The following is a 21,047-nucleotide window of genomic DNA, read 5'->3' on the forward strand; positions in this document are numbered from 1 at the left end:
CAACTTAACCAATGCAGGACACTACTAGGGTAGGTATATGAGACGCGCTAAGATTGTGGCCACTTTTGGCCCGGCAATTGCCAGCTTTGAGAACACGCTCGCGGTGTTGGAAGCCGGGGTGGATGTTGCCCGGATGAACATGAGTCACGGTGACTACGCCGTGCACGACAACACCTACGAGAATGTCCGCAAGGCAGCAGCCCAGCTGAGCAAGCCTGTGGCAATCATGGCTGACCTGCAGGGCCCCAAGATCCGTCTTGGGCGCTTTGTGGACGGCCCCCACGCCCTGGCCGAGGGTGACATCTTCACCATCACCACCGAAGACGTTCCGGGTACCAAGGAGATCTGCTCCACCACGCTGAAGAGCCTCACCGAGGACGTCAACGTGGGCGACGCCCTGCTGATCGACGACGGCAAGGTCGCCCTGCGGGCGATCGAGGTCGACGACGTCAAGGTCGTGACAGAGGTAACCGTCGGCGGGATGGTGTCCAACAACAAGGGCATCAACCTTCCCGGCGTTGCGGTCAACGTCCCGGCGCTGAGCGAAAAGGACGAGGACGATCTCCGCTGGGCCATGCGCCGCGGTGTTGACCTGGTTGCCTTGTCGTTCGTCCGTGACGCCTCCGACATTGTCCGTGTGCACGAGATCATGGACGAAGAAGGCCGCCGTGTGCCGGTCATCGCCAAGATCGAAAAGCCGCAGGCAGTGGACCAGCTGCACGAGATCATCGACGCCTTCGACGCCATCATGGTGGCCCGTGGCGACCTCGGTGTGGAACTTCCGCTTGAGGAAGTGCCGATCGTGCAGAAGCGCGCCATCGAACTGGCACGCCGCTGGGCGAAGCCGGTCATCGTGGCCACGCAGGTCCTCGAATCCATGATCGACAACCCGCGCCCCACGCGTGCAGAGGCTTCGGACTGCGCCAACGCCGTGCTCGACGGTGCAGACGCCGTTATGCTGTCCGGCGAGACCAGCGTGGGCAAGTACCCGATCGAGACCGTCAAGGTCATGGCCAGGATCATCGAATCCACCGAGGTCCACGGCCTGGAACGCGTTCCGCCGCTGGGCACCAAGCCCAAGACCCGTGGTGGCGCCATCACCCGCGCGGCCGTCGAAATCGCCGACCAGCTGGAAGCAAAGTACATCTGTACTTTCACCCAGTCCGGTGACTCGGCACGCCGCCTGTCACGCCTGCGTCCCATCCGGCCGGTGTTCGCTTTCACTCCGGTGGAGCACGTCTGGAACCAGTTGGCACTGACCTGGGGCATCCAGCCGGTGCTGGTCCCCATGGTGGGCCACACCGACGAGATGACCGCGCAGGTTGACCGCAGTCTGCTCGAAATGAAACTCGTCGAAGACGGTGACCTGGTGATCATTGCCGCCGGGTCACCTCCCGGAAAGGCCGGTTCCACCAACTCGCTGAAGGCGCACAAGGTGGGCGACTTCGCAGACGCCGGCAGCCTGGGCGACGAAGCTGGTGCACCCAGGGAAAAGCTCGGCCCATGGCCGACGGTCTAACAACCTAAAAATGGAAGGACCCCTGCCAGCTGGCAGGGGTCCTTCCATTTAGGTTCCGGTGATTGAGCCTGGGGCCACGACCGCAGGGTTCCCTGACCGACTTTGTGAGGTTGGGGAGCGAAATCCCGACAGGCTCAATCGAGAATTTTTTAGTTGACTTGGTTGATGATGGTCTCGGCAACCTCGCGCATGCTGAGGCGGCGGTCCATGGACGTCTTCTGGATCCAGCGGAAAGCTTCCGGCTCCGTCAGGCCCATCTTGGTGGTCAGCAGGCTCTTGGCGCGCTCGACGAGCTTGCGGGTGGCGAATTGCTCTTGCAGGTCCGACACTTCGCTTTCGAGGGCCTTGATTTCCTCGTGGCGGGAGAGCGCAATTTCCAGGGCCGGGATGAGGTCGGCCGGAGTGAAGGGCTTGACCACGTAGGCCATGGCGCCGGCGTCGCGGGCGCGCTCCACGAGTTCCTTCTGGCTGAAAGCCGTCAAAAGGACCACGGGGGCGATGCGAGCTTTGACGATCTTCTCGGCTGCGGTGATGCCATCCATTATGGGCATCTTGACGTCCATCAGGACGAGGTCCGGCTTGAGTTCCTCGGCGAGCTGCACTGCCTTCTCGCCGTTGTCTGCTTCGCCCACCACGTCATAGCCTTCGCCGCGCAGGATCTCGATGATGTCGAGTCGGATGAGGGTTTCATCCTCGGCCACAATGACGCGGCGCGCCGGCTGGGACGTGGGTTTTGACTCCGTCTGTTCAGTCACGGGATCTCCTTGGAAAGGTACGGCAGGAACATCACCATCTTAGGTGCGCCCGTGGCCGTACTTTGATCTGCATGGTCTTTTGCGGCGTCAGCGGCGCGATTCTGGAATTCAGCCTATCTGCATGTAGAGTAATTCCGCGTACGTGAAGCGATCGCGTTGCTCACAATCAGCTGTGGGCTACCGGTTTGCACAACGTATTCCGCGCCCGAGTGGCGGAATTGGCAGACGCGCCGCACTCAAAATGCGGTATCGAAAGGTGTGTGGGTTCGAGTCCCACCTCGGGCACGTGTTTTCCCTGTTCAGGGGCTTGTGGGCCTCTGAGTGTGCACAAATGTTCACATGTGGGCCCCTTCGGGGGCCATTTTTTGTTGGCGGCCGGTGCTGTGGCGGGGCGACTCTTTCTCTGGTTGGGCAGCGGTGTCGCTGCTACTCATTCATGACAGGAAGCACATGGGACCACATGACTTCCTGGTCGAAGGCGGTTGGCAGGTCGCTATCTCGTGCGACGATGCGGAGTCCCCACAACAGATTTGGCAGCAGCGGACTGCGGAAACCTTCCAAGTTCAGACTCTCGACGGGGGCGAGAGTGACGTCGAGCCCGCGCGGGCCCAGATCTGGTTGCGGTTCCGCGGCGGTTCGGGTTGAGCAGAAGGCCGAGCGCTGCGGTGAGCCTGCCGTCGTGGAACACTGTGCTGACGATGCGCGTCGGAGCGCGAAGTAAAAGCGAGAAGCGGGCCTAAGCTCCGCGGCCGGCAAGCGCCATGTATAATTCTGGATCCAACGGATCGGGACAACCAGCAATGTTCGCCAATTGCCGTGGCAGGGATTGTCTGTGAGCCGTCTTGAAGCGCCGCATCCATTTACGAATGATGCGCACTGTCACATGCCGCAGTACTCGCAGATGGCGGCCGACTTCTTATCGGCTTCATCGATGGATTGTTCGCCACGGTGACGGTTCGGGGTGCTTGGAACGACAGGAGCCTGATCCAATCGGGCTGGTACTCCTGCAGATGCACTTCCGGCAGTGCAGTGGCGGTCTCCTGGACAACTATGGCGGCCTCCAGTTCGGCGAGCTTGGCGCCGAGGCAGCGGTGGATGCCGGAGCCAAAAACAAGGCCGTAGCCGGTGGATTGCCCGCGCCGAAGCGCCTCCGAAGTCATTGACAGACGCTCGGGTCCGCCCGGTGACGTGACGGTGTTGCCGCTCAGTTCGAGGAGGATTTCGGTGCCAGCCGGGATCAGGCCGCCGCCGAGGTTCGTGTCATGGGCGGCCACCCGGCGCCAGGTTGGGACGGATGATTCCGTGGCAAGCACGTGCCGGACCATGGGCCCGGAGCCTGCTTCGGATGCCGCGTCCTTCCAGCCCGCCGGCGCGGACCCCTCAAGGAGCCGGAACAGGGTGGTGCTGATGAGCTGTGTGGTTGTTTCCTGCCCGGCGATCAGCAGGAAGTAGCCGAGCGAGCAGATTTCAGGCGTGGACAGGCCGTGCTCGGCCAGGGATTTGAGCAGGTTCCGTCCGGGGGCCGCCCTGGATTCCGCGACGAGCTTCCGCAGCCAGACGTAGAAATCTGCGGCGCTGTGGGCCAGTTCGAGTTGCCGGTCCTCGTTAGGCCAGCCCCAGAAGAGCTCCATGGAGTCAAGGCCCCACCGTTTGAGGTCCGTAAGATCCCGGACGGGCAGCCCGAGGAGTTCGAGCATGACGACTGCCGGGGGAAACGCCGCGACCGCCTGCACGAGGTCCACTTGGCCGGAATAATCGAGCTGGGCCGCGGCGTTCCGTGCCGCTTCCCGGGCCAGTTCCCGGATCCGCGGCTCCATGGCGGCGACCGTGGCGGGTGTGAAGAAGCCTGCCACGACCTTGCGGATTCCGGAATGTGTGCCCGTGTGGTTGCTGGCCAGGACGGGAGGCAAGGCAAAGCGCACGCGCTGCAGCACGCGCAGTGCCGGTCCTTCCAGTGGCCTGACCGCGACCAGGGCATTCGCGGGGCTGAAGTCGGCAGGCCGGTGCAGCACTTCACGGACCACGTCAGGGTCACGCACCACGAGGTACGGGCACCGGGCCCCGTCGGCGCCGGCAGTCTGACCCGTAGCCTTACTCTGTCCAGGTCCTCCCGGCACCAGCACCTCCGCGGGTCCGGCCGTCATCGCCGGGTTCATGCGGGCAGGCCGTTCAGCCAGGCAGCTGCTCCGGCACGGAAATCCGCCGGGGACAGTTCCGCCGCCTGCTCCGGAAGGGCGCCGAGGAAGGGCACCCGCAGCGATCCGAGGACCTGCCGGTTGCTGTGATGTACGAAGTCAGGGTTGTGTGGCCAACTTCCGAGCACGACGCCGATAACTTGCAGGTCCCGCGCGTCCAGCGCCTCGAGGGTCAGGGCGGTGTGGTTCAGAGTGCCGAGGGCCGGCCGGGCGACCAGCACAAATGCCGCCGCCAGGAGTGATCCAAGCTCCGCCAGGGTGCCACCGTCGGAATCCAGCTCCACCAGCAGGCCGCCTGCGCCCTCCACCAGGACGTGATCGTGGGACGCGGCGAGCTCGCGGACCCGCTCGGCGTGTGCAGTAACCGGGGGGAGGGGCGTTCCGTCGACGGCGGCAGCCGCGACAGGTGCCAGCGGCTCCTGCAGGACGACTCCGGTTTCAGCTGTCACGGCGCCGGCGAGCCGGACAATTTCGGCGGCGTCAGAATCGCCGGCGCCGGCGCCTGACTGGCACGGTTTGTACACCGCGACGCTGCGCCCTGTTCCGCGGAGGACGGCGGCGAATGCCGCCGTCGTGATGGTCTTACCGACGCCGGTGTCCGTACCGGTGACCAGGATGATGCCGGGCAGGTTCATGGAAGTTCCTCCAAAATGCCGCGCAGCACTGCGCAGCAGTCATCTAGTTCGTTGGGCGTAAGCGTGGCGCGCGCGGTTAGGCGCAGCCGGGAAATCCCGTCCGGAACGGATGGCGGGCGGAAGCAGCCGATCCGGACGCCGGCAGTCCGCGCCGCCTCGGCAGCAGCCAAGGCAGATGCGGCGGACGGCATGGCGATGGACTGGACAGCCCCCACTGTCTGCTCGACGGCGGCGCCGCGGGATGCGAGGGCAGGGGCGAACCCGGCGGCCAGCGCCGCAGCGTTGCTTCGCACGGATCCGGCCCGCCAGGGCTCATCCCGGATAATCCGCACCGCCGCGAGGGCTGCGGCGGCGGACGCAGGCGCCAGTCCGGTGTCGAAAATGAAGCTTCGGGCCCGGTTGACGAGGTGTTCCTGCAGCAGCGCGGATCCCAGGACCGCTCCACCCTGGCTGCCCAGGGCCTTGGACAGCGTCGCGGTGATGACCACATTCGGATGCCCGGCGAGGGCTGTCCCGGCCACCGCGCCGCGGCCCTGGAAGTCACCGGTGCCGGTGACTCCGAGGCTGTGGGCCTCGTCGATGAGCAGCACGGCGTCGTGGTCCTCGGCCAGGGCCAGCAGGCCGGCAAGCGGGGCTGCGTCGCCGAGGACGCTGTAGATGGATTCGACGGCGATCAGTGCCCGCGGCTCCGGCCGGTCGGCAAGCAGGCGGCTCGCTTCCTCCACACTGTTGTGGGTGAACGATTCCGTGCGGGAGCGGCTGAGCCGGAAACCGTCGATCATTGAGGCGTGACAGTGTTCGTCCGCGACGATCAGGGTCCCGGGGCCGCCGAGCGCCGTGATCACACCGATGTTTGCCAGGTAGCCGGAGGAGAACACCAGCGCCGTTTCCATCCCCGCCAGCATGGCCAGTTCCTGCTCCAGGTCCAGATGCAGCCGGGTGGTTCCGGCCACCAGGCGCGAGGACGTGGCGCCCGCGCCCCACAGCGACGCGGCCGCCGCAGCGGCCTCGGTAACTCGAGGGTCTGCCGCGAGGCCCAGATAGTCGTTGCTGGCCAGATCGATGAACTGCTCGTCCGCGGCGCGGGGGAGTGGGCGGCGGACCAGTCCCCGGCGCTCCCGGACTGCGGCCTGCCGCTCGAGCCACTGGGTCATCGAGGTGCTCATGCCGCACCTACGGACCGTGCCGGGGCGCGCTCGTGGACCTCGGCGACGGCGGCCGTCATGCCGGCGGTGATCTGTTCAACGTCCCCTGCGGTGCTTATGTATGGGGGCATGGTGTAGACGAGGTTCCGGAACGGCCGGACCCAGACCCCTTGCCGGATGGCCGCGGCGGTGACAGCGGTGACGTCGACGGCGTCGTGCAGTTCGATGACTCCGACGGCGCCGATGGTGCGGACATCCCGGACGGCCTCGAGTGCCAGGGCGGGGGCGAGCCCGGACACCAGGCCCGCGCCGATCCGGGCAACGTCGGCCTGCCAGCCGCCGCCGTCGATGATGCTGAGGCTGGCGTTGGCCACCGCACAGGCCAGCGGGTTGCCCATGAAGGTAGGGCCGTGCAGCAGCGCCCCGGCCTGGCCACGGGACACAGTCGACGCAATCTCCCCCGTGCAGAGCACGGCGGCGAGGGTCAGGTACCCGCCGGTCAGCGCCTTGCCCACGCACATGATGTCGGGCACGACGCCGGCGTGATCGGCCGCGAACAGCTCCCCGGTGCGCCCGAAACCGGTGGCGATCTCATCAAAGATGAGCAGCAGGCCATGCCGGTCTGCCACCTGCCGCAGTGCCGTCAGGCATTCGGCCGGGTAGGCGTGCATGCCGCCGGCACCCTGGAGGACCGGTTCGACGATGATCGCGGCCAGCTCGCCGGAATGCGCAGCCGTGAGGTCCCCGAGCTCGGATGCCCACGTCTGAACGGATTCGGGAGTCGCGGAAGCAGCCTCCGGGGGACGCGGCGCAAACACGTTGCTGGCCAGCAGGCCCGGGAAGGCGGAATGCATGCCGTCCAGGGGATCGCAGACCCCCATCGCCGCGAACGTATCGCCGTGGTATCCGCCACGGATGCTCAGGAACCGCCGTCTCTGCGGGTGCCCGGACGTGGTCTGGAACTGCACCGCCAGCTTCAGCGCAACCTCCACGGCAACCGAACCCGAGTCCGCAAGGAACACCCGTTCCAAGCCCGGCCGTCCGGGCGCGGCAGGGGCCATATCCACCAGCCGCTCGGCAAGTTCCACCGCTGGGGCATGCGTGAGGCCGCCGAACATCACATGGCTGAAACTCTCCAGCTGCCGCCGCACGGCGGCGTCCAGTACCGGGTTGCGGTAGCCGTGGATCACCGACCACCACGAAGACATCGCATCCACCACGCCATGGCGGGTGCCGTCCTCGGCCCGAAGCCGTAGCCGCACGCCGTCGGCCGCCTCGACCTCCCACAGCGGAAGGTCCGGGGACGCCGGCGCGTAGGGGTGCCACAGCCGTGCGCGGTCCCGCTGGATCAGACCCGGCTGTGTCTCGCCACTCATGGTGCGAGCACTCCGTGGCGGGAGCATTCGGCGGTCCAGCCCAGCGGCGTCACCTGGACTTTCATACGCCGCCGGCAGGCGGCGCAGTACCGCGGCGGTTCCATCGCGAGATGGTCGCCGCAGCGGCGGTGAACGTCTGACGCCGGGCTGTCGCCGCCGTCGGACGGTACGCCGCAGTGCCCACAGAACGTAGCGGTGGAGTCAATGGTTGAGCTCGTCGAAGCCCGCTTCATAGTGTCTTCTGGAGTTCCTTGATGGGCATGTTCAGCTCGACGAGCAGGTTCAGGTCGGCGTCTGCCGGGCGGCCCAGGGTGGTCAAGTAGTTGCCGACGATGACGGCGTTGATGCCGCCCATGAGGCCTTGGCGGGTGCCGAGGTCGCCGAGGGTAAGCTCCCGTCCGCCGGCGTAGCGGAGCACGGTGCGGGGCATCGCCAGCCGGAACGCGGCGATGGCGCGGAGGGCGTCCTTGCCATCCATGATGCCTTGGTTTTCCAGCGGGGTTCCGGGGCGGGGGTTGAGGAAGTTCAGCGGGACTTCGTGCGGTTCCAGAGCCGCGAGCTGGGCTGCGAGTTCCGCGCGTTGTTCCAGGCTCTCGCCCATGCCGATCAGGGCGCCGCAGCACAGTTCCATGCCGGCGTCTTTAACCATGTTGCAGGTGTCCAGGCGCTCCTCGTAACTGTGCGTGGTGACGACCTCGGGGAAGTAGCTGCGGGCGGTTTCGAGGTTGTGGTTGTAGCGGTGGACGCCCCAGCTGGCGAGCTGGTCCACCTGGCGCTGGGTCAGCATGCCCAATGAGCAGGCGATGTTGATGTCCACTTCTTCGTTGATCCGGTCGATGGCGAACTTGATCTGGTTCATGAGCTTGATGTCGGGGCCGCGGACGGCGGCCACGATGCAGAACTCGGTGGCGCCGGTGGCGGCGGTTTCCTTGGCGGCTTTGACGAGTTCGGGGATGTCGAGCCAGACGCCGCGGACGGGGGAGTCGAAGAGGCCTGACTGGCTGCAGAAGTTGCAGTCCTCGGGGCAGCCGCCGGTCTTGATGGAGATGATGCCTTCCACTTCGACGTCCTCGCCGCAATGCCTGAGGCGGACTTCGTGTGCGAGCTGCAGGGCGGCGGGCAGATCCCGGTCCGGTAGCCTGAGGATTTCCAGAAGCTGGCTTTCGGAGAGGCCGGTGCCCTGCTCCAGGACCTGCGTCCGGGCGGTTTCGAGGATGGTGCCGGTTTTGGCCTGGAGGTCTGCCTGCATCGTCATTGATCGTCCTTTGGGGGTGCTTAGCTGGGGGTATTCCTCCGAACAAACGCTAGGTCTCAGTTAAAAGCGAGATTTTGTTGGGTTCCGACAAAGTGATGAAGCTGATATTGGACGGAGCAGTTGACCCGGGTAACGGACCCACTATCGGCTCGGCGTCCGGCAGACACCTACCAACTTCAGGACGCACTAAATGCCGCAGCTGTGCATTCCCGGATTGGAGCATGGCTCTGGCGAGTAGGCGAAGAGGGTCCTGAAGGACGCGGCCCGGGTCATGTGGCTGTCGGCCGATCGGACCATGGAAGGGCTGAAGGGAGGTGAAATCGCTGTGAAGACACAACAGACCAAGAGCGCGGCGCGGCCTGCATATAGGCATCCCGCAACGAGTGCGGGCATGACCAATTGTCGCCTCTCAGGGACCCCTCCCGCAGGATCAATTTTCTCAGAACAAAGAAGCGCCGCACCCCTTCGATGCGGGGTGCGGCAGTTGGCGTGAGGCCTTGACGAGGAGAATTGGGGGTGTGCACATTGTGCACACCCTGGGCTTCGGATCGGGCCGTACATCGGCCGGATTGGCTCGGATTGCCTATGTTTTCGGGAGTTTCCAGTGTTTGCAAGGGCTGGAGTCCGGTTCGAGTCCCACCTCGGGCACGGCATGCCCCCTCGTCAGAGGGGTTTTTGCTTTAATGTGTGTACATTTCGGCTGGGCGCGTCCCTCTGACGCTTAGTGCTGGCTTTTTTGCCTGGCCGCAGCGGTGGCCTGTCCGGGTGTGTGGGTGGCGGGGGCCGTCTGACCTGCTATCAGGCAGATCCATGGCGTAACCACAAGCTGCACCAGCGGAGTGGGCCGGGGCTTTTCGCACTCCGGCCGCGGCTGGTGGCCGAACTCGCCCGAACCATCCGGAAGGCCGCAACTGGCGAACTCCGCGCCTACCTGAACTAGCCGCGCTATTGACTTCTTCCGGCCTTAGCGTCGACGGTGAAACGTCCGGCGTTGATGCTCAAAAGGGAGGCAACGAATAGCGATAGCGGCCTTTCCCTGGGTCAACGCGAGCCCTTGAAAGTCTTGTCACTCCAGGGCCGTGCATTGCCGGCACGGGCGCCAACGGGCCCATGCCAGCGTGGTGCCGACTCGGGACTTTGGGGTTAGAGATGGCATCAAATCGAGGAGACGGCCATGGGTGAGACAACTGCAGAGGCGTCATCAGCGGTCCTGATGGTCGACCTGATCATATCCCTGGACGGGTATGCCTCGGCCGAGGGCTGGCCAGGCTGGTGGGGTCTGGAGGGGCCGGACTACCCCGGTTGGCTTGGGCAGGAGGGGGAGCAGGAATACACGATCCTTCTCGGGGCGAACACATACCGGCTGATGTCCAGCATGTCAGAGGAAGCCGCGGTCGACGGCTCGGGTTTCTCCGAGGACGAGGGGCCAGCCTGACCGGCCTTGCCGCCGTGCCCAAGGTCGTATTCTCCTCCTCCCTGCAGGCGCCCCTGACTTGGCCGAACTCGGAGTTGGTCGCTGGGGACGCGGTCGAGGCCATGACGGAGATGAAACGGACCAGGACCGGGACCTTGAGCACCCTGGGTAGCCTCAGCCTCTGCCGGTCGCTGCTGACCGCCGGCCTGTTGGACAGGTTCCGGTTGGTCGTCTTCCCGGTGATCACGGGCAGCACCGGGAGGGAACGGATCTACGACGGCTATCCGAACATCTCGCTCGAGATGGTGAACAGCAGGACCTTCAACGGTCGCCTCCAGCTGCTTGAATACATCCCCACGGTACTCAGCGGTCCGCCGGGCAGCGGCCCCACCTGAGTCAATCCGTGGGGGTTACCGGTACTCAAGCTTGTCGAAATCCGGGGTTTCGCTCCCACCCGCTCCCTAACCTCGCAAGCTCGGCCAGGGAGCCCTGCGGTCGTGGCCCTAGGCTCAACCGGGCTATATTCAGTAACTGGCGGGGGGTTGGGCAGGCTCCACCGCCGGGTCGAGGGTGATGAACCCGGCGGCCAGCGCCTCAGTGCCGCGGGCCAGGATGGCGACGTCGGCGCCCACCAGGACAAAGGCGGCGCCGGCAGCCAGGTAGCTTCGGGCGGTGGCTGGGTTGAACGCGTTCACGCCGGCCGGTTTCCCGGCCGCTTGGGCTGCGGCAAGGCAGCGTTCGACGGCGGCGCGCACCTTGGGGTGTTCCTGCTGTCCCAGCAGTCCCATGGAGGCGGCAAGGTCTGAAGGTCCCAGGAAGATGGCGTCCACACCGTCCACGGCCACAATCTCCTCGACGCCCTCAACAGCCGCCGTCGATTCGATCTGCACCGTGACACTGACGGTTTCGCCGGCCCGTGCGAGATAGTCGGGGATACGGTTCCAGCGTGAAGCCCGGGCGAGGGCGGATCCCACGCCGCGGACGCCGTGCGGCGGGTAGCGGGTGGCGGCGACGGCGGCCTGGGCCTCGGCGGACGAGTTCACCATGGGAATCAGCAGGTTCTGCACTCCCAGGTCCAGGTACTGCTTGATCAGCACGGTGTCGTTGACCGGTGGCCGGACCAGGACCTGGACCGGGTAGCCGTTGACCGCCTGGAGCTGGGCCAGGATGGATTCGAGGCCGTTGGGGCTGTGTTCGGCGTCGATCAGGAGCCAGTCCAGACCGGATTCGGCGCAGAGCTCGGCGATCAGCGGGCTGCCGGAGCAGACCCACATCCCCGCCAGGGGGCGGTCTGCCGCGGCGAGGGCGTCGCGGAACGTCGCGTCCGGTTCTACTCGAAGCGGCATGTGATGGCCCCCAATGGTCCGTAGTCGGCGTGGACGGTGTCGCCTTTGTACACCCAGAGCGGGCGGGTGAAGGAGCCCGCGAGGATGATGTCCCCGGCTTTCATCCCGTCGCCGTGGGCGGCGATTTTGTTGGCGAGCCAGTGCACCCCGTTGGCGGGGTGGTCCAGGACCCCGGCGGCCACGCCTGTTTCCTCCACGGTCTGGTTCTTGTAGAGGATTGCTGAGACCCAGCGGAGGTCCACGGCGTCGGGCTTTACGGGGTTGCCGCCGATCACCATGGCGCCCATCGCGGCATTGTCTGCGATGGTGTCCACGATGGTCCTTCCCTCCATTTCGATCCGGGAGTCGAGGATCTCCAGGGCCGGCACCACGTAGTCCGTGGCGTCCAGTACATCAAAGATCGTGCAGCCCGGGCCTTTGAGCCCGTCCTTCAGCACGAACGCGAGCTCCACCTCCACCCGGGGATGGGTGTACTGATCCCACTCCACCGAGCAGCCGGTTCCGAGTACCATGTCATCGAAGATGGCGCCGTAGTCCGGCTCGGTGATGCCGGTGGCGGCTTGCATGGCCTTGGAGGTGAGGCCGATCTTGCGGCCCACCAGTTTGCGGCCGGCGTCCTCGTTGCGCCGCCGCCACAGCTGCTGCACGGCATAGGAGTCCTCCACCGTCATCTCGGGGTAGCGGGCCGTGAGGCGGGGGACAGGGGTGCGGGTCCGGGCGGCCTCCAGGAGTTCGTCGGCGATGGCCTCAATCGTTTTCGCGTCCAGCATGGCTACAGCTGCGCCCCGAGCTTGAAGCCTGTCCGGTCTCCTTCGGGGGCCCCGTCTTTGCGGGTGTAGGAGAAGCCGTCGGCGCCCACGGTGACCGCCATTTCGCTCTTTTCCTCACGCACGATGACGGGCTGGGGGTTGCCGTCGAGGTCGAGGACCAGGGAGGCTTCGGTGTACCAGGACGGGACGACGGCGTTGCCCCACCAGTCGCGGCGCTGGTTGTCGTGGACGTCCCAGGTGACGGTGGGGTTGTCGGGGTCGCCGGTGTAGTAGTCCTGGGTGTAGATCTCGATGCGGTGACCGTCGGGGTCCAGGATGTAGAGGTAGAACGCGTTGGACACGCCGTGCCGGCCGGGGCCGCGTTCGATCCGGTCGCTGATGCGCAGGGCGCCCATCTTGTCGCAGATCTGGATGATGTTGTGCTTCTCGTGCGTGGCGAACGCGATGTGGTGCATGCGCGGGCCGTTGCCGCCGGTCAGGGCGGTGTCGTGCACGGTCTGCTTGCGGTGCATCCAGACGGCGTACGTGACGCCGTCGGAGTCTTGGATGTCCTCGGAGACGCGGAAGCCGAGGTCCTCGAGGTACTTGCGGCCCTTGGGGACGTCCGGGGTGACCTGGTTGAAGTGGTCCAGGCGGACCAGCTCGCCGGCGGAGTAGAGGTCGTAGCGCTGGGTGAGGCGCTCCACGTGCTCCACGTCGTAGAAGAACTCGTACGGGAAGCCCAGCGGGTCCTCGACGCGGACAGAATCGCCCACGCCCTTGGTGAAGCCTTCCTTGCGGCGTTCGGTGCGGCAGCCCAGTTCCTTGTAGTAGGCCTCGGCGGCGTCCACTTCGGCGGGGGACTTCACCCGGTAGGCGAAGGCGGCGACGGCGGCGGTGGGTCCTTTGCGGAGCACCAGGTTGTGGTGGATGAACTCCTCGAACGAGCGCAGGTAGATGTTGTATTCGTCTTCCTCGGTGACGTGCAGGCCGAGGACGTCGACGTAGAACGCGCGGGACTTGGCTAGGTCGGTGACCACAATCTCCATGTAGGCGCAGCGGACGATGTCCGGAGCCGGGACAGAGGGGGTGCGTACAAAATCAGTCATGAGGTTCTCTCTTCCTTGAGAATGGCGGGGCGGCGCTTAGGCGCCGAATTTGGGGGTGTGGCCGAATTTCGGAGTATGAACGGTGCCTAGGGTGATGTGCACAGCCTGCTGGTCCGTGTAGAAATCGATGGAACGGTAGCCACCCTCGTGGCCCAGGCCGGAGGCTTTCACGCCGCCGAACGGGGTGCGGAGGTCGCGGACGTTGTGGCTGTTGAGCCAGACCATGCCGGCCTCGACGTTCTGGGAGAAGTTGTGGGCGCGGGTCAGGTTCTGGGTCCAGATGTAGGCCGCGAGCCCATAGCGGGTGTTGTTCGCCAGGGCGAGGGCTTCGTCGTCGTTCTCGAACGGGGTGATGGCGACGACGGGACCGAAGATCTCCTCCTGGAATATCCGCGCGTCGGGCGCGACGTCGGCGAACACGGTGGGTGCGATGTAGTTGCCTTCGGGGAGGTGGCCGGGGCGGCCGCCGCCGGCGAGGAGCCGGCCTTCGGACTTGCCGATCTCCACGTAGGAGGCCACCTTCGCATAGTGCTCAGGATGGACCAGGGCACCCACTTCGGTCTTGGGATCGTGCGGGTCCCCGACCACGATCTTTTTGGCCCGGGCGGCGTACTTTTCGCAGAATTCGTCGTAGATGGCGCGTTCAACGAGGATGCGGGAGCCCGCGGTGCAGCGTTCGCCGTTGAGGGAGAAGACCCCGAACAGGGCGGAGTCGATCGCGGCGTCCAGGTCGGCGTCGGCGAACACCACGCACGGTGACTTGCCGCCGAGCTCCATGGACAGGCCCTTGAGGTTTGCTGCAGCGTTTCGGAAGATGGTCTGGCCCGTGGTGGTCTCGCCGGTGAAGGAGATCAGCGGGACGTCAGGGTGCTTGACGAGGGCGTCGCCGGCTTCCTCGCCGAGCCCGTTGACGAGGTTGAACACGCCGTCGGGCAAGCCTGCGTCCTTGAAGATCTGCGCCCACAGCGAGGCGGAAAGCGGCGTGAATTCGGCCGGCTTGAGCACAACAGTGTTGCCGGTGGCCAGGGCCGGGGCGAGCTTCCAGGACTCCAGCATGAACGGGGTGTTCCACGGGGTGATGAGGCCGGCGACGCCGATCGGCTTGCGGTTCACGTAGTTGATCTGGGCGCCCGGGACCTTCATGGCGTCGTCGAACTGGGCCACGATCAGGTCCGCGAAGAACCGGAAGTTCTCGGCTGCTCGGAGCGCCTGGCCCTTGGCCTGGGTGATGGGCAGTCCGGTGTCGAAGGTTTCGAGTTCGGCGAGGCGCTCCTCCTGGGCTTCGACGGCGTCGGCAATCCTGTTCAGGATGCGGGCACGTTCGCGCGGCTTCATCCTTGGCCAAGGACCATTGACGAAGGCTTCGCGGGCGGCGGCGACGGCGAGATCAATGTCCTCCGTCTGGCCCGCCGCGGCGGTGGCGTAGTTCTGGTTGGAGACAGGATCCAGAACATCGAAGGTCGCCCCGCCCACGGAGTCAACGAACTGGCCGTTGATGTAGTGCTGGATGTTGGTGGGGAGGCCCTGCGGCACGTAATGGTTCTTGGTCTGTTCGGCGGTGAACGTCATTGTTGCTTCCTTACTGCGGGTGGGTCCGGTATCAGGTCAGAGATTCTTGGCCTGGGCGAGGTAGGCGTCCAGGGTGGCGGAGCGGTGCCGGCGGGCGGACCTCTCTATCTCTTCCGCGCTGGCGCCGGCTTCGATGAGCCGCAGCAGCGCTTCGTGCTCGCCCACCGATTCGTGGGCCCGGCCGGGAACGAACCGGAACGTCGAAGCCCGCAGCGACGCGAGCCGGTTCCAGCCCCGGTGGACCAGGTCCAGGATGTGCGGGTTGGGGCATTGCTCAAAGAGGATGCTGTGGAAGTCCTGGTTCAGCCGCGTGAAGCGGACGGGGTCGAAGTGCTGGAGGCATTCCCGCATGTCCTCGTTCACGGCCCGGGCGCGGGCGATCGCCACGGAATCGATCAGTGGCGCAGACAATGCGGTGGCGGCGCCTTCGACGATGCTCAGGGTCTGCATGGTGTACAGGTACTCGGTGGGGTCGATCCCGGAGACCGTAGCGCCGACGTTCCTCTCGAACGTCACCAGCCCTTCGGCCTCGAGGCGCCGGATCGCTTCACGGACCGGTACCACGCTGACAGCCAGATCCTTGGCGATGGCGGCCAGGACCAGCCGGTAGCCGGGGGAGTAGGTCCCGTCCACGATCCGCGCCTTGACGGCCGCGTAGGCCTGTTCGGACTTGCTGGCCGCTGGCCCGGTTCCGGCCCGGAGGTCTCCGGCGGTGGCCGTTTCAGTCATCTGCTGTGCCTGCTTCCCATGCCCCGTACTTGGCGCGCCACTGGGCGTTCAGCGGGTAGAGGCCGTCCACGCTGTGGCCCTGTGCAACCATTTCCGCGATGAAGGTTTCCTCCCGCTCCTGGATGATGGAATCGTCCGCGAGCTCTTCGGCGAGTGCCGGCGGGATCACCAGGATGCCGTCAGAGTCCGCCACGATGATGTCCCCGGGCTGCACAGTGGTGCCGCCGCAGGCGATGGTGATGTCGGTATCCCACGGGATATGGCGGCGGCCCAGGACGGCGGGGTGCGGGTTGGCGTAGTAGGTGGGCATGTCCATCGCGGCCACCGCGGAGAAGTCCCGGACGCCGCCGTCGGTGATGATGGCCGCGGCTCCGCGGACCTGGGCGCGCAGGGCCAGGATGTCACCGATGGTGCCGGTGCCCTTTTCTCCGCGGGCTTCCATCACCAGGATTTCACCCTCATTGACGGAGTCGATGGCCTTCTTCTGGGCATTGAAACCGCCGCCATGGGTCTTGAACAGGTCCTCGCGGTTGGGCACATACCGCAGGGTCCGGGCCAGGCCCACGATCCGCTTTTCCGGGCGGGTGGAACTGAGGCCGTCGATGCTGACGTTGTTCAGGCCGCGCTTGCGGAGCTGGGAGGAGAGCGTGGCGGTGCAGACGCTTTCCAGCTTGGCTTTCAGCTCAGGGGAGAGCACGGGCGCGGTGCTTTCCAAGGGCGGTAATTCCGCCGCTGCCCGCGAACCGTACGCCTCCTCCCGCTGTAGGTCATCAACCTTGGGCCAGGCACCGAAGTCAGCGAACGCCTTCGTGCCTTCCTCAACCCGGGTGACCAGACGCCCCGTGGAGAGGCTGGCGGATGCGCTAGCTTCAACGATGCTGACTTCAACCTCGACGACGTCGCCGGGTTTAGCCACGGAGGCGCCGGCCGGGGTGCCGGTCAGGATGATGTCGCCCGCTTCGAGCGTCAAGAGCTGGGAGAGGTCCGCGATGAGTCGGGCGAACGGGAAGAGCAGGTTCGCGGTGGAGTCGTCCTGGACGAGTTCGCTGTTGTGCCAAGCGCGGATGCGCAGTTTGGCGGGGTCCACGGCGTCTGCGGGGATCAACCCGGGGCCGATCGGGGTGAAGCCGTCGCCGCCCTTGGACCGGAGGTTGGAGCCCTTGTCCGCGTAGCGGAGATCGTAGACGCCGAGGTCGTTGCTGGCGGTGACCCATTCGACGTGGTTCCAGGCGTCCTCCACACCGACTCGGCGGGCGGGCTTGCCGATGATCAGGGCGATCTCGCCCTCAAAACCGAGGAGTTCGCAGCCGGCCGGACGCTCGACGACGGAAGAGGCTTCTGCGGAACCGAGCGCCAGGGAGGACGGCGGCTTCAGGAAGTAGGACGGCTGTTCCGGCGTGCGTCCACGCTGGGCTGCCCGGCTGGGGTAGTTGACGTGCACCGCGATGACCTTGCGGGCCGCGGCCAGGGTGTGGTCGGTGACCTGATCCAAGTGCTACTCCTCATCGAGTACGAAATCGTATACGAAGCAATATTGCAGATAACTCTTGCGGCGTCAATGGGCACGCCCAGCCGGATCAACCCGTTCTTTATGCTGCCGCTGCTCGCGGTGCTGAGGCTCCGGGCCCGGGACCCCGTGGGCTTCACCTTCCTGCAGTTCCTGTTCCACCTGCCGGTGGTGCGGCTGTTGGTCTGGCTGCTCGGGATGACATTCCAGTTCGTCCCGCCGGTGATGCCCGCAGGGCAATGACGGCTGACCGCCATTCCGCCGAAAACGGTGCCCATAATCCAGACGCTATCCAGCGCTGATGCCAACGGTCAAGACCACCACGAGACACTCGACAATCCCGACTGACGCACTTCCGGTGGCGGCGCATTCGTAGGTACCGAAAGCAATAGAGTCGATGCCGCCCCTAGTTTTCCAGAGCAAGGAATGCCGATGTCAGAGACGTACTTCCAGGTGGTGGTCCGCTACCAGGTGAAACCTGAAGAGACCGAAATGGTCCTTGGCCTGCTGGGCGAAATGGCTGCAGCCACGCGCACCGAGGAGGCCAATACTGGCTACGAGTTCTTCCAGGGCGTGGAGGACCCCGCGCAGATCGTGATCCTGGAGCGATACGCGGATGCCGCTGGTTTTGCCGCCCACCGTGAATATGAGCACATCGAGCGGATCGGCGCTGCGCAGATCATCCCTCGGCTGGAGCGCAGGACCATCCCAACTTTCGAGGTCACGGCGGACGCCTAGCCTTATCGGCTCTCGGCTGCAGCCACTACGCGCTCACCGTTGAAGTATTCGAGGTGCCAGCCCTCAGTGGCATGATGGTGGGCCAGGTTCAGCACGGCGTTGTCGATCCTGTGCAGGGTGCGGCCACTGGCGCGGTTGAGGCTCACCCGGAGGAGCGTGCCGTGGGCGACCACCAGGACGCGGCGGCCACGGAATTCATCGGCCAGGGCTTCCAGCGCCCCCAACCCGCGCGCGGCCGCGTCATCCTCGCTTTCGGCGCCGCGGTAGCCACCGGGGATGCGCAGGGCCTCCAGTTCGGCGCCGGCCTGCAGGCCCTCGGCCGGTCCGAAGCTGCGTTCGGCGAGCGCCGGAATGTGCCGGGTAACGCTCAGCCCCAGCCCGTCCGCAATTACGTTAGCCGTTTCTGCGGCACGGCTAAGAGGCGAGGACACGATCGCATCCCACTCGTACTCTGACAGGACGTCAACGGAGTCGCGTGCCTGGCCACGGCCGACGTCGTTCAGCGGAATGTCAGTGGCTCCCTGGAGCCGACCCTGCGCATTCCAGTCCGTCTGGCCATGGCGGATGAGGGCGAAGGTCGTAAGGGTCATGCTGTCTATTCTGCCCTGACGGCGGGTTCGGTCCGGCGAGTTTGGCTGCGGCGTCAGCCCACATCACTGCCGAACTGGGTGTTCCGTGCACGCCAAGTATTGGTGTCCCTTGGCCGCTCTCTTCGTAGTAGAGATCCACGCCGTTGACTCTGAGTAGGGGCATGTCGTCAGCCTGGAATTCTCGCGCTCATCGCGGGGCATCACCCAGGCTCAGGGGTCCGGCCAGTGCTCCGGGTCGAAGCCATAGCGGTTGAGAGCAGCTTTCCGGTCAGCCGCTGCGGCGGGGCCGTTCCGGTCGTCGTCGTGATGACGTGTTGGGGCGGGCCGGTCATTAGCCTGTTTGTTAGGCATTCGGGGCGTCGTTTGTACGGGTGCATCTTTGGCCAAGGTTGAAACCTCTAAAAACGAGATGGTTTGGTCCCACTGCTTGAACCGTTGTAGGCATCCTAACCCCACGGGAGCGTTCTATCGCTGGGAAATGCTCATAGCCCGGCAGCTGCTTCCGTGTCAGGATCAGGTATGCCACACCGCCTGATGCTGCTCGATACTGCGTCTCTGTACTTTCGCGCCTTCTATGGCTTGCCGGACACGATCCGCCGCACTGACGGAACGCCGGTGAACGCCGTTCGCGGCCTCCTGGACATGATCGCCCGCCTCACCACGGACTACGGGGCAACGCATCTGATTGCCTGCTGGGACGACGACTGGCGCCCGCAGTGGCGCGTGGACCTGATCCCTACCTACAAGTCGCACCGGGTCGCCGAAGTGGTGGCGGATGCCCCCGACGTTGAGGTGGTCCCGGACGCTCTTGAGGCGCAGCTTCCGATGATCCGCCGCGTCCTCGAGCTCGCCGGTATCGCCATCGTCGGGGCAGCTGAACACGAAGCCGATGACGTCGTTGGCACCTACGCCAGCCACGCGGACGTCCCCGTCGATGTGGTCACGGGCGACCGTGATCTCTTCCAGACAGTCAACGACGACCGTCGGGTGCGGGTGATCTACACCGCACGGGGGATGAGGAACCTCGAAGTCGTGACGGACGCCGTCGTCGTCGATAAGTACCGGGTACTGCCCGAACAGTACGCCGATTACGCGACGCTTCGGGGCGACGCCTCCGATGGGCTGCCAGGCGTGGCCGGCATCGGTGAGAAGACCGCTGCGTCGCTTCTGGGCGAGTACGGCACACTGGACAACTTGCTCGCTGCAGCCGCCGACGGGGGAGGCGGGGTGTCCGCCTCCGTGCGGTCCAAGCTTGCAGCGGCCGCCGACTACCTTACGGTCGCGCCAACGGTCGTAAAAATCGTGCGCGACCTCAAGCTTCCCACCCTCGAGGAGGCGGGAGCCCTACTGCATCCCGTCGTCGGCGAATCGCGCGCCGAACTGGAGCGTCTCGCCGTCGGATGGAACCTCGGAGGCTCGGTCAAGAGGCTGCTCGACGCGCTTGACCGGCACTGACGGGGCGGGAACTAGCTGCTCGCGAGCACCGAAATGGCTCTGCGGCCGAGGCTGCCTGCATGTGCCGCTGCATGATTCCCTCGCCCGGTCAGCGGCCACCACGGCATCGGCGATCTGGATGTGCTCTTCCTACACCCGCAGGCGGTCCTTTTCGGGCATAGAGGTGGCGCGCTTCCTCCGCGGTCAGTGACGCCGCCCCCGCATCGCTGTGCGACTTCAGTTCCACCAAGGCGCAAGGACGACGGCGGTGCTCTGACGCGCCGGTTCGTCAGTTGGCTGCCGTGAGGAACCGGCCGTTCCTGATCCGCGACGGGCCAAAGGCGACGGTCAGTGGGTCAATTGTCCGCGGCTCGCGTTCCCGCGATACTGGACGGCCGACGGCGACATGGGGCACCCAGTGCGGATAGCGGTAGCCCAGCGCCGGTGAGCTGAGGATGAAGTCGTCCACATTGTCCACGAGGAGCCTGTCCAGCAGATCATGCAGGCCCAGCACCAGGGACACCTGGTAGTCGTGCACGCGCCGGGGCACGTCCACTTCGAGCCCGGAGATGCCTCCGCCACCCAGCACAATCAGTTGTTCCGAGGTTCCCCCAAACCCGTCCAGTACGGGCAGGCCCTGCAACCAGCCCGTTGTGTGCCGGACGGCATCACCGGCCGAGGTGATCCCCTTGGTCCAGTCCGCGACGTCCTGCGCAAAATCGGCCAGGATGCCGATATGCAGCAGCGTCAGGTGCAGCCCCTGCGGCCTGCGCAGGGCGTTGACATAGCTGCCCAGCGCCTTGTAGTCAGAGGGGCCTGATCCCACCGTGAGTACGGGAACCTCCACTGTGATGCGCGGCGGCGGCTGCACAGGGACCTCCTCACTGGCACGGACTTTTGGGCTCTGGCTGCCATTATCCACCGCTGCGGCCGCGTCGTCCGGGTGGACGCTCTTGCCCTTGTGCCTGCCAGGGTGTCGAAT

Annotated in this window: 19 protein-coding genes, 1 tRNA gene and 1 pseudogene; 6 read left to right on the forward strand and 15 right to left on the reverse strand. The window is 65.6% G+C overall.

The annotated features are described in order from the left end of the window. Nucleotides 1–37: 37 nt before the first annotated feature. The gene (gene pyk, locus ACZYZ4_RS15900; RefSeq protein WP_463862423.1) at nucleotides 38–1,519 is read left to right on the forward strand and encodes a pyruvate kinase; all 1,482 of its coding nucleotides are present in this window, start codon (nucleotides 38–40) and stop codon (nucleotides 1,517–1,519) included. Between the two features lie 149 nt (nucleotides 1,520–1,668). Here pyk and ACZYZ4_RS15905 read toward each other — a convergent pair whose 3' ends face one another. Beyond that, complete coding sequence (locus ACZYZ4_RS15905) at nucleotides 1,669–2,274, reverse strand: ANTAR domain-containing response regulator (RefSeq protein ID WP_056345656.1); 606 nt, start codon at nucleotides 2,272–2,274, stop codon at nucleotides 1,669–1,671. Nucleotides 2,275–2,477: 203 nt separating this feature from the next. Here ACZYZ4_RS15905 and ACZYZ4_RS15910 point away from each other — a divergent pair. Beyond that, a tRNA-Leu gene (locus tag ACZYZ4_RS15910) sits at nucleotides 2,478–2,559 on the forward strand. A 575-nt stretch (nucleotides 2,560–3,134) separates the two neighbouring features. Here the strand turns inward: ACZYZ4_RS15910 and ACZYZ4_RS15915 are convergent. The 6 genes from ACZYZ4_RS15915 to bioB are packed head-to-tail and all read right to left on the reverse strand — an operon-like array spanning nucleotide 3,135 to nucleotide 8,880. Beyond that, nucleotides 3,135–4,418, reverse strand: a complete 1,284-nt coding sequence (locus ACZYZ4_RS15915) for a cytochrome P450 family protein (protein WP_463862425.1) — start codon at nucleotides 4,416–4,418, stop codon at nucleotides 3,135–3,137. An 8-nt stretch (nucleotides 4,419–4,426) separates the two neighbouring features. Further along, complete coding sequence (gene bioD, locus ACZYZ4_RS15920; protein WP_463862427.1) at nucleotides 4,427–5,104, reverse strand: dethiobiotin synthase; 678 nt, start codon at nucleotides 5,102–5,104, stop codon at nucleotides 4,427–4,429. Further along, nucleotides 5,101–6,258 (reverse strand): 8-amino-7-oxononanoate synthase, encoded by a 1,158-nt coding sequence (locus ACZYZ4_RS15925; protein WP_463862465.1) that lies wholly within the window; start codon nucleotides 6,256–6,258, stop codon nucleotides 5,101–5,103. Before ACZYZ4_RS15925 ends, bioD begins: the two co-directional genes overlap by 4 nt. A gap of 8 nt (nucleotides 6,259–6,266) precedes the next feature. Next, nucleotides 6,267–7,625, reverse strand: coding sequence for an adenosylmethionine--8-amino-7-oxononanoate transaminase (locus ACZYZ4_RS15930; RefSeq protein WP_463862429.1), 1,359 nt, complete (start codon nucleotides 7,623–7,625; stop codon nucleotides 6,267–6,269). Continuing rightward, the gene (gene bsaP / locus ACZYZ4_RS15935; RefSeq protein ID WP_463862430.1) at nucleotides 7,622–7,858 is read right to left on the reverse strand and encodes a biotin synthase auxiliary protein BsaP; all 237 of its coding nucleotides are present in this window, start codon (nucleotides 7,856–7,858) and stop codon (nucleotides 7,622–7,624) included. The genes ACZYZ4_RS15930 and bsaP overlap by 4 nt, the downstream gene beginning before the upstream one ends. Further along, on the reverse strand, nucleotides 7,855–8,880 hold the full coding sequence (bioB, locus tag ACZYZ4_RS15940; RefSeq protein ID WP_463862432.1) for a biotin synthase BioB: 1,026 nt from the start codon (nucleotides 8,878–8,880) through the stop codon (nucleotides 7,855–7,857). The genes bsaP and bioB overlap by 4 nt, the downstream gene beginning before the upstream one ends. Nucleotides 8,881–10,054: 1,174 nt before the next feature. Between bioB and ACZYZ4_RS15945 the strand changes: the two are divergent. Further along, nucleotides 10,055–10,689: pseudogene (locus ACZYZ4_RS15945) on the forward strand (dihydrofolate reductase family protein). 129 nt (nucleotides 10,690–10,818) lie between these two features. Here ACZYZ4_RS15945 and ACZYZ4_RS15950 read toward each other — a convergent pair. Genes ACZYZ4_RS15950 through ACZYZ4_RS15975 form a run of 6 tightly spaced genes read right to left on the reverse strand, consistent with a single transcriptional unit; the run spans nucleotide 10,819 to nucleotide 17,288 of the window. Then, nucleotides 10,819–11,640: an HpcH/HpaI aldolase family protein gene (locus ACZYZ4_RS15950; protein ID WP_463862434.1), complete on the reverse strand. Its 822-nt coding sequence runs from the start codon at nucleotides 11,638–11,640 to the stop codon at nucleotides 10,819–10,821. Beyond that, nucleotides 11,625–12,410, reverse strand: coding sequence for a 2-oxo-hept-4-ene-1,7-dioate hydratase (gene hpaH / locus ACZYZ4_RS15955; protein WP_463862436.1), 786 nt, complete (start codon nucleotides 12,408–12,410; stop codon nucleotides 11,625–11,627). The genes ACZYZ4_RS15950 and hpaH overlap by 16 nt, the downstream gene beginning before the upstream one ends. Nucleotides 12,411–12,412: 2 nt before the next feature. Continuing rightward, complete coding sequence (gene hpaD, locus ACZYZ4_RS15960) at nucleotides 12,413–13,498, reverse strand: 3,4-dihydroxyphenylacetate 2,3-dioxygenase (protein WP_463862438.1); 1,086 nt, start codon at nucleotides 13,496–13,498, stop codon at nucleotides 12,413–12,415. Nucleotides 13,499–13,534: 36 nt separating this feature from the next. Next, on the reverse strand, nucleotides 13,535–15,067 hold the full coding sequence (hpaE, locus tag ACZYZ4_RS15965; RefSeq protein WP_463862440.1) for a 5-carboxymethyl-2-hydroxymuconate semialdehyde dehydrogenase: 1,533 nt from the start codon (nucleotides 15,065–15,067) through the stop codon (nucleotides 13,535–13,537). 36 nt (nucleotides 15,068–15,103) lie between these two features. Then, nucleotides 15,104–15,796, reverse strand: coding sequence for a GntR family transcriptional regulator (locus ACZYZ4_RS15970; protein WP_463862442.1), 693 nt, complete (start codon nucleotides 15,794–15,796; stop codon nucleotides 15,104–15,106). Next, nucleotides 15,789–17,288, reverse strand: a complete 1,500-nt coding sequence (locus ACZYZ4_RS15975) for a fumarylacetoacetate hydrolase family protein (protein WP_463862444.1) — start codon at nucleotides 17,286–17,288, stop codon at nucleotides 15,789–15,791. Before ACZYZ4_RS15975 ends, ACZYZ4_RS15970 begins: the two co-directional genes overlap by 8 nt. A gap of 42 nt (nucleotides 17,289–17,330) precedes the next feature. On the opposite strand from ACZYZ4_RS15975, the gene ACZYZ4_RS15980 reads away from it, so the two are divergent. Together ACZYZ4_RS15980 and ACZYZ4_RS15985 are read left to right on the forward strand one after the other, a co-directional pair. After that, nucleotides 17,331–17,546, forward strand: coding sequence for a hypothetical protein (locus ACZYZ4_RS15980; protein ID WP_463862446.1), 216 nt, complete (start codon nucleotides 17,331–17,333; stop codon nucleotides 17,544–17,546). Between the two features lie 189 nt (nucleotides 17,547–17,735). Further along, nucleotides 17,736–18,041 carry a putative quinol monooxygenase gene (locus ACZYZ4_RS15985; RefSeq protein WP_463862447.1) on the forward strand — a complete coding sequence of 102 codons (306 nt, stop codon included), beginning with the start codon at nucleotides 17,736–17,738 and terminating at the stop codon, nucleotides 18,039–18,041. A gap of 2 nt (nucleotides 18,042–18,043) precedes the next feature. Here the strand turns inward: ACZYZ4_RS15985 and ACZYZ4_RS15990 are convergent, their stop codons facing one another. Continuing rightward, nucleotides 18,044–18,631, reverse strand: a complete 588-nt coding sequence (locus ACZYZ4_RS15990; protein WP_463862449.1) for a histidine phosphatase family protein — start codon at nucleotides 18,629–18,631, stop codon at nucleotides 18,044–18,046. A 519-nt stretch (nucleotides 18,632–19,150) separates the two neighbouring features. Between ACZYZ4_RS15990 and ACZYZ4_RS15995 the strand changes: the two genes are divergently transcribed. Beyond that, nucleotides 19,151–20,086, forward strand: coding sequence for a 5'-3' exonuclease (locus ACZYZ4_RS15995; RefSeq protein ID WP_463862451.1), 936 nt, complete (start codon nucleotides 19,151–19,153; stop codon nucleotides 20,084–20,086). A 268-nt stretch (nucleotides 20,087–20,354) separates the two neighbouring features. On the opposite strand, the gene ACZYZ4_RS16000 is transcribed toward ACZYZ4_RS15995, so the two are convergent. Then, on the reverse strand, nucleotides 20,355–20,936 hold the full coding sequence (locus ACZYZ4_RS16000; protein WP_463862453.1) for a hypothetical protein: 582 nt from the start codon (nucleotides 20,934–20,936) through the stop codon (nucleotides 20,355–20,357). Nucleotides 20,937–21,047 lie beyond the last annotated feature (111 nt).

The organism is Pseudarthrobacter adonitolis (assembly GCF_055412845.1).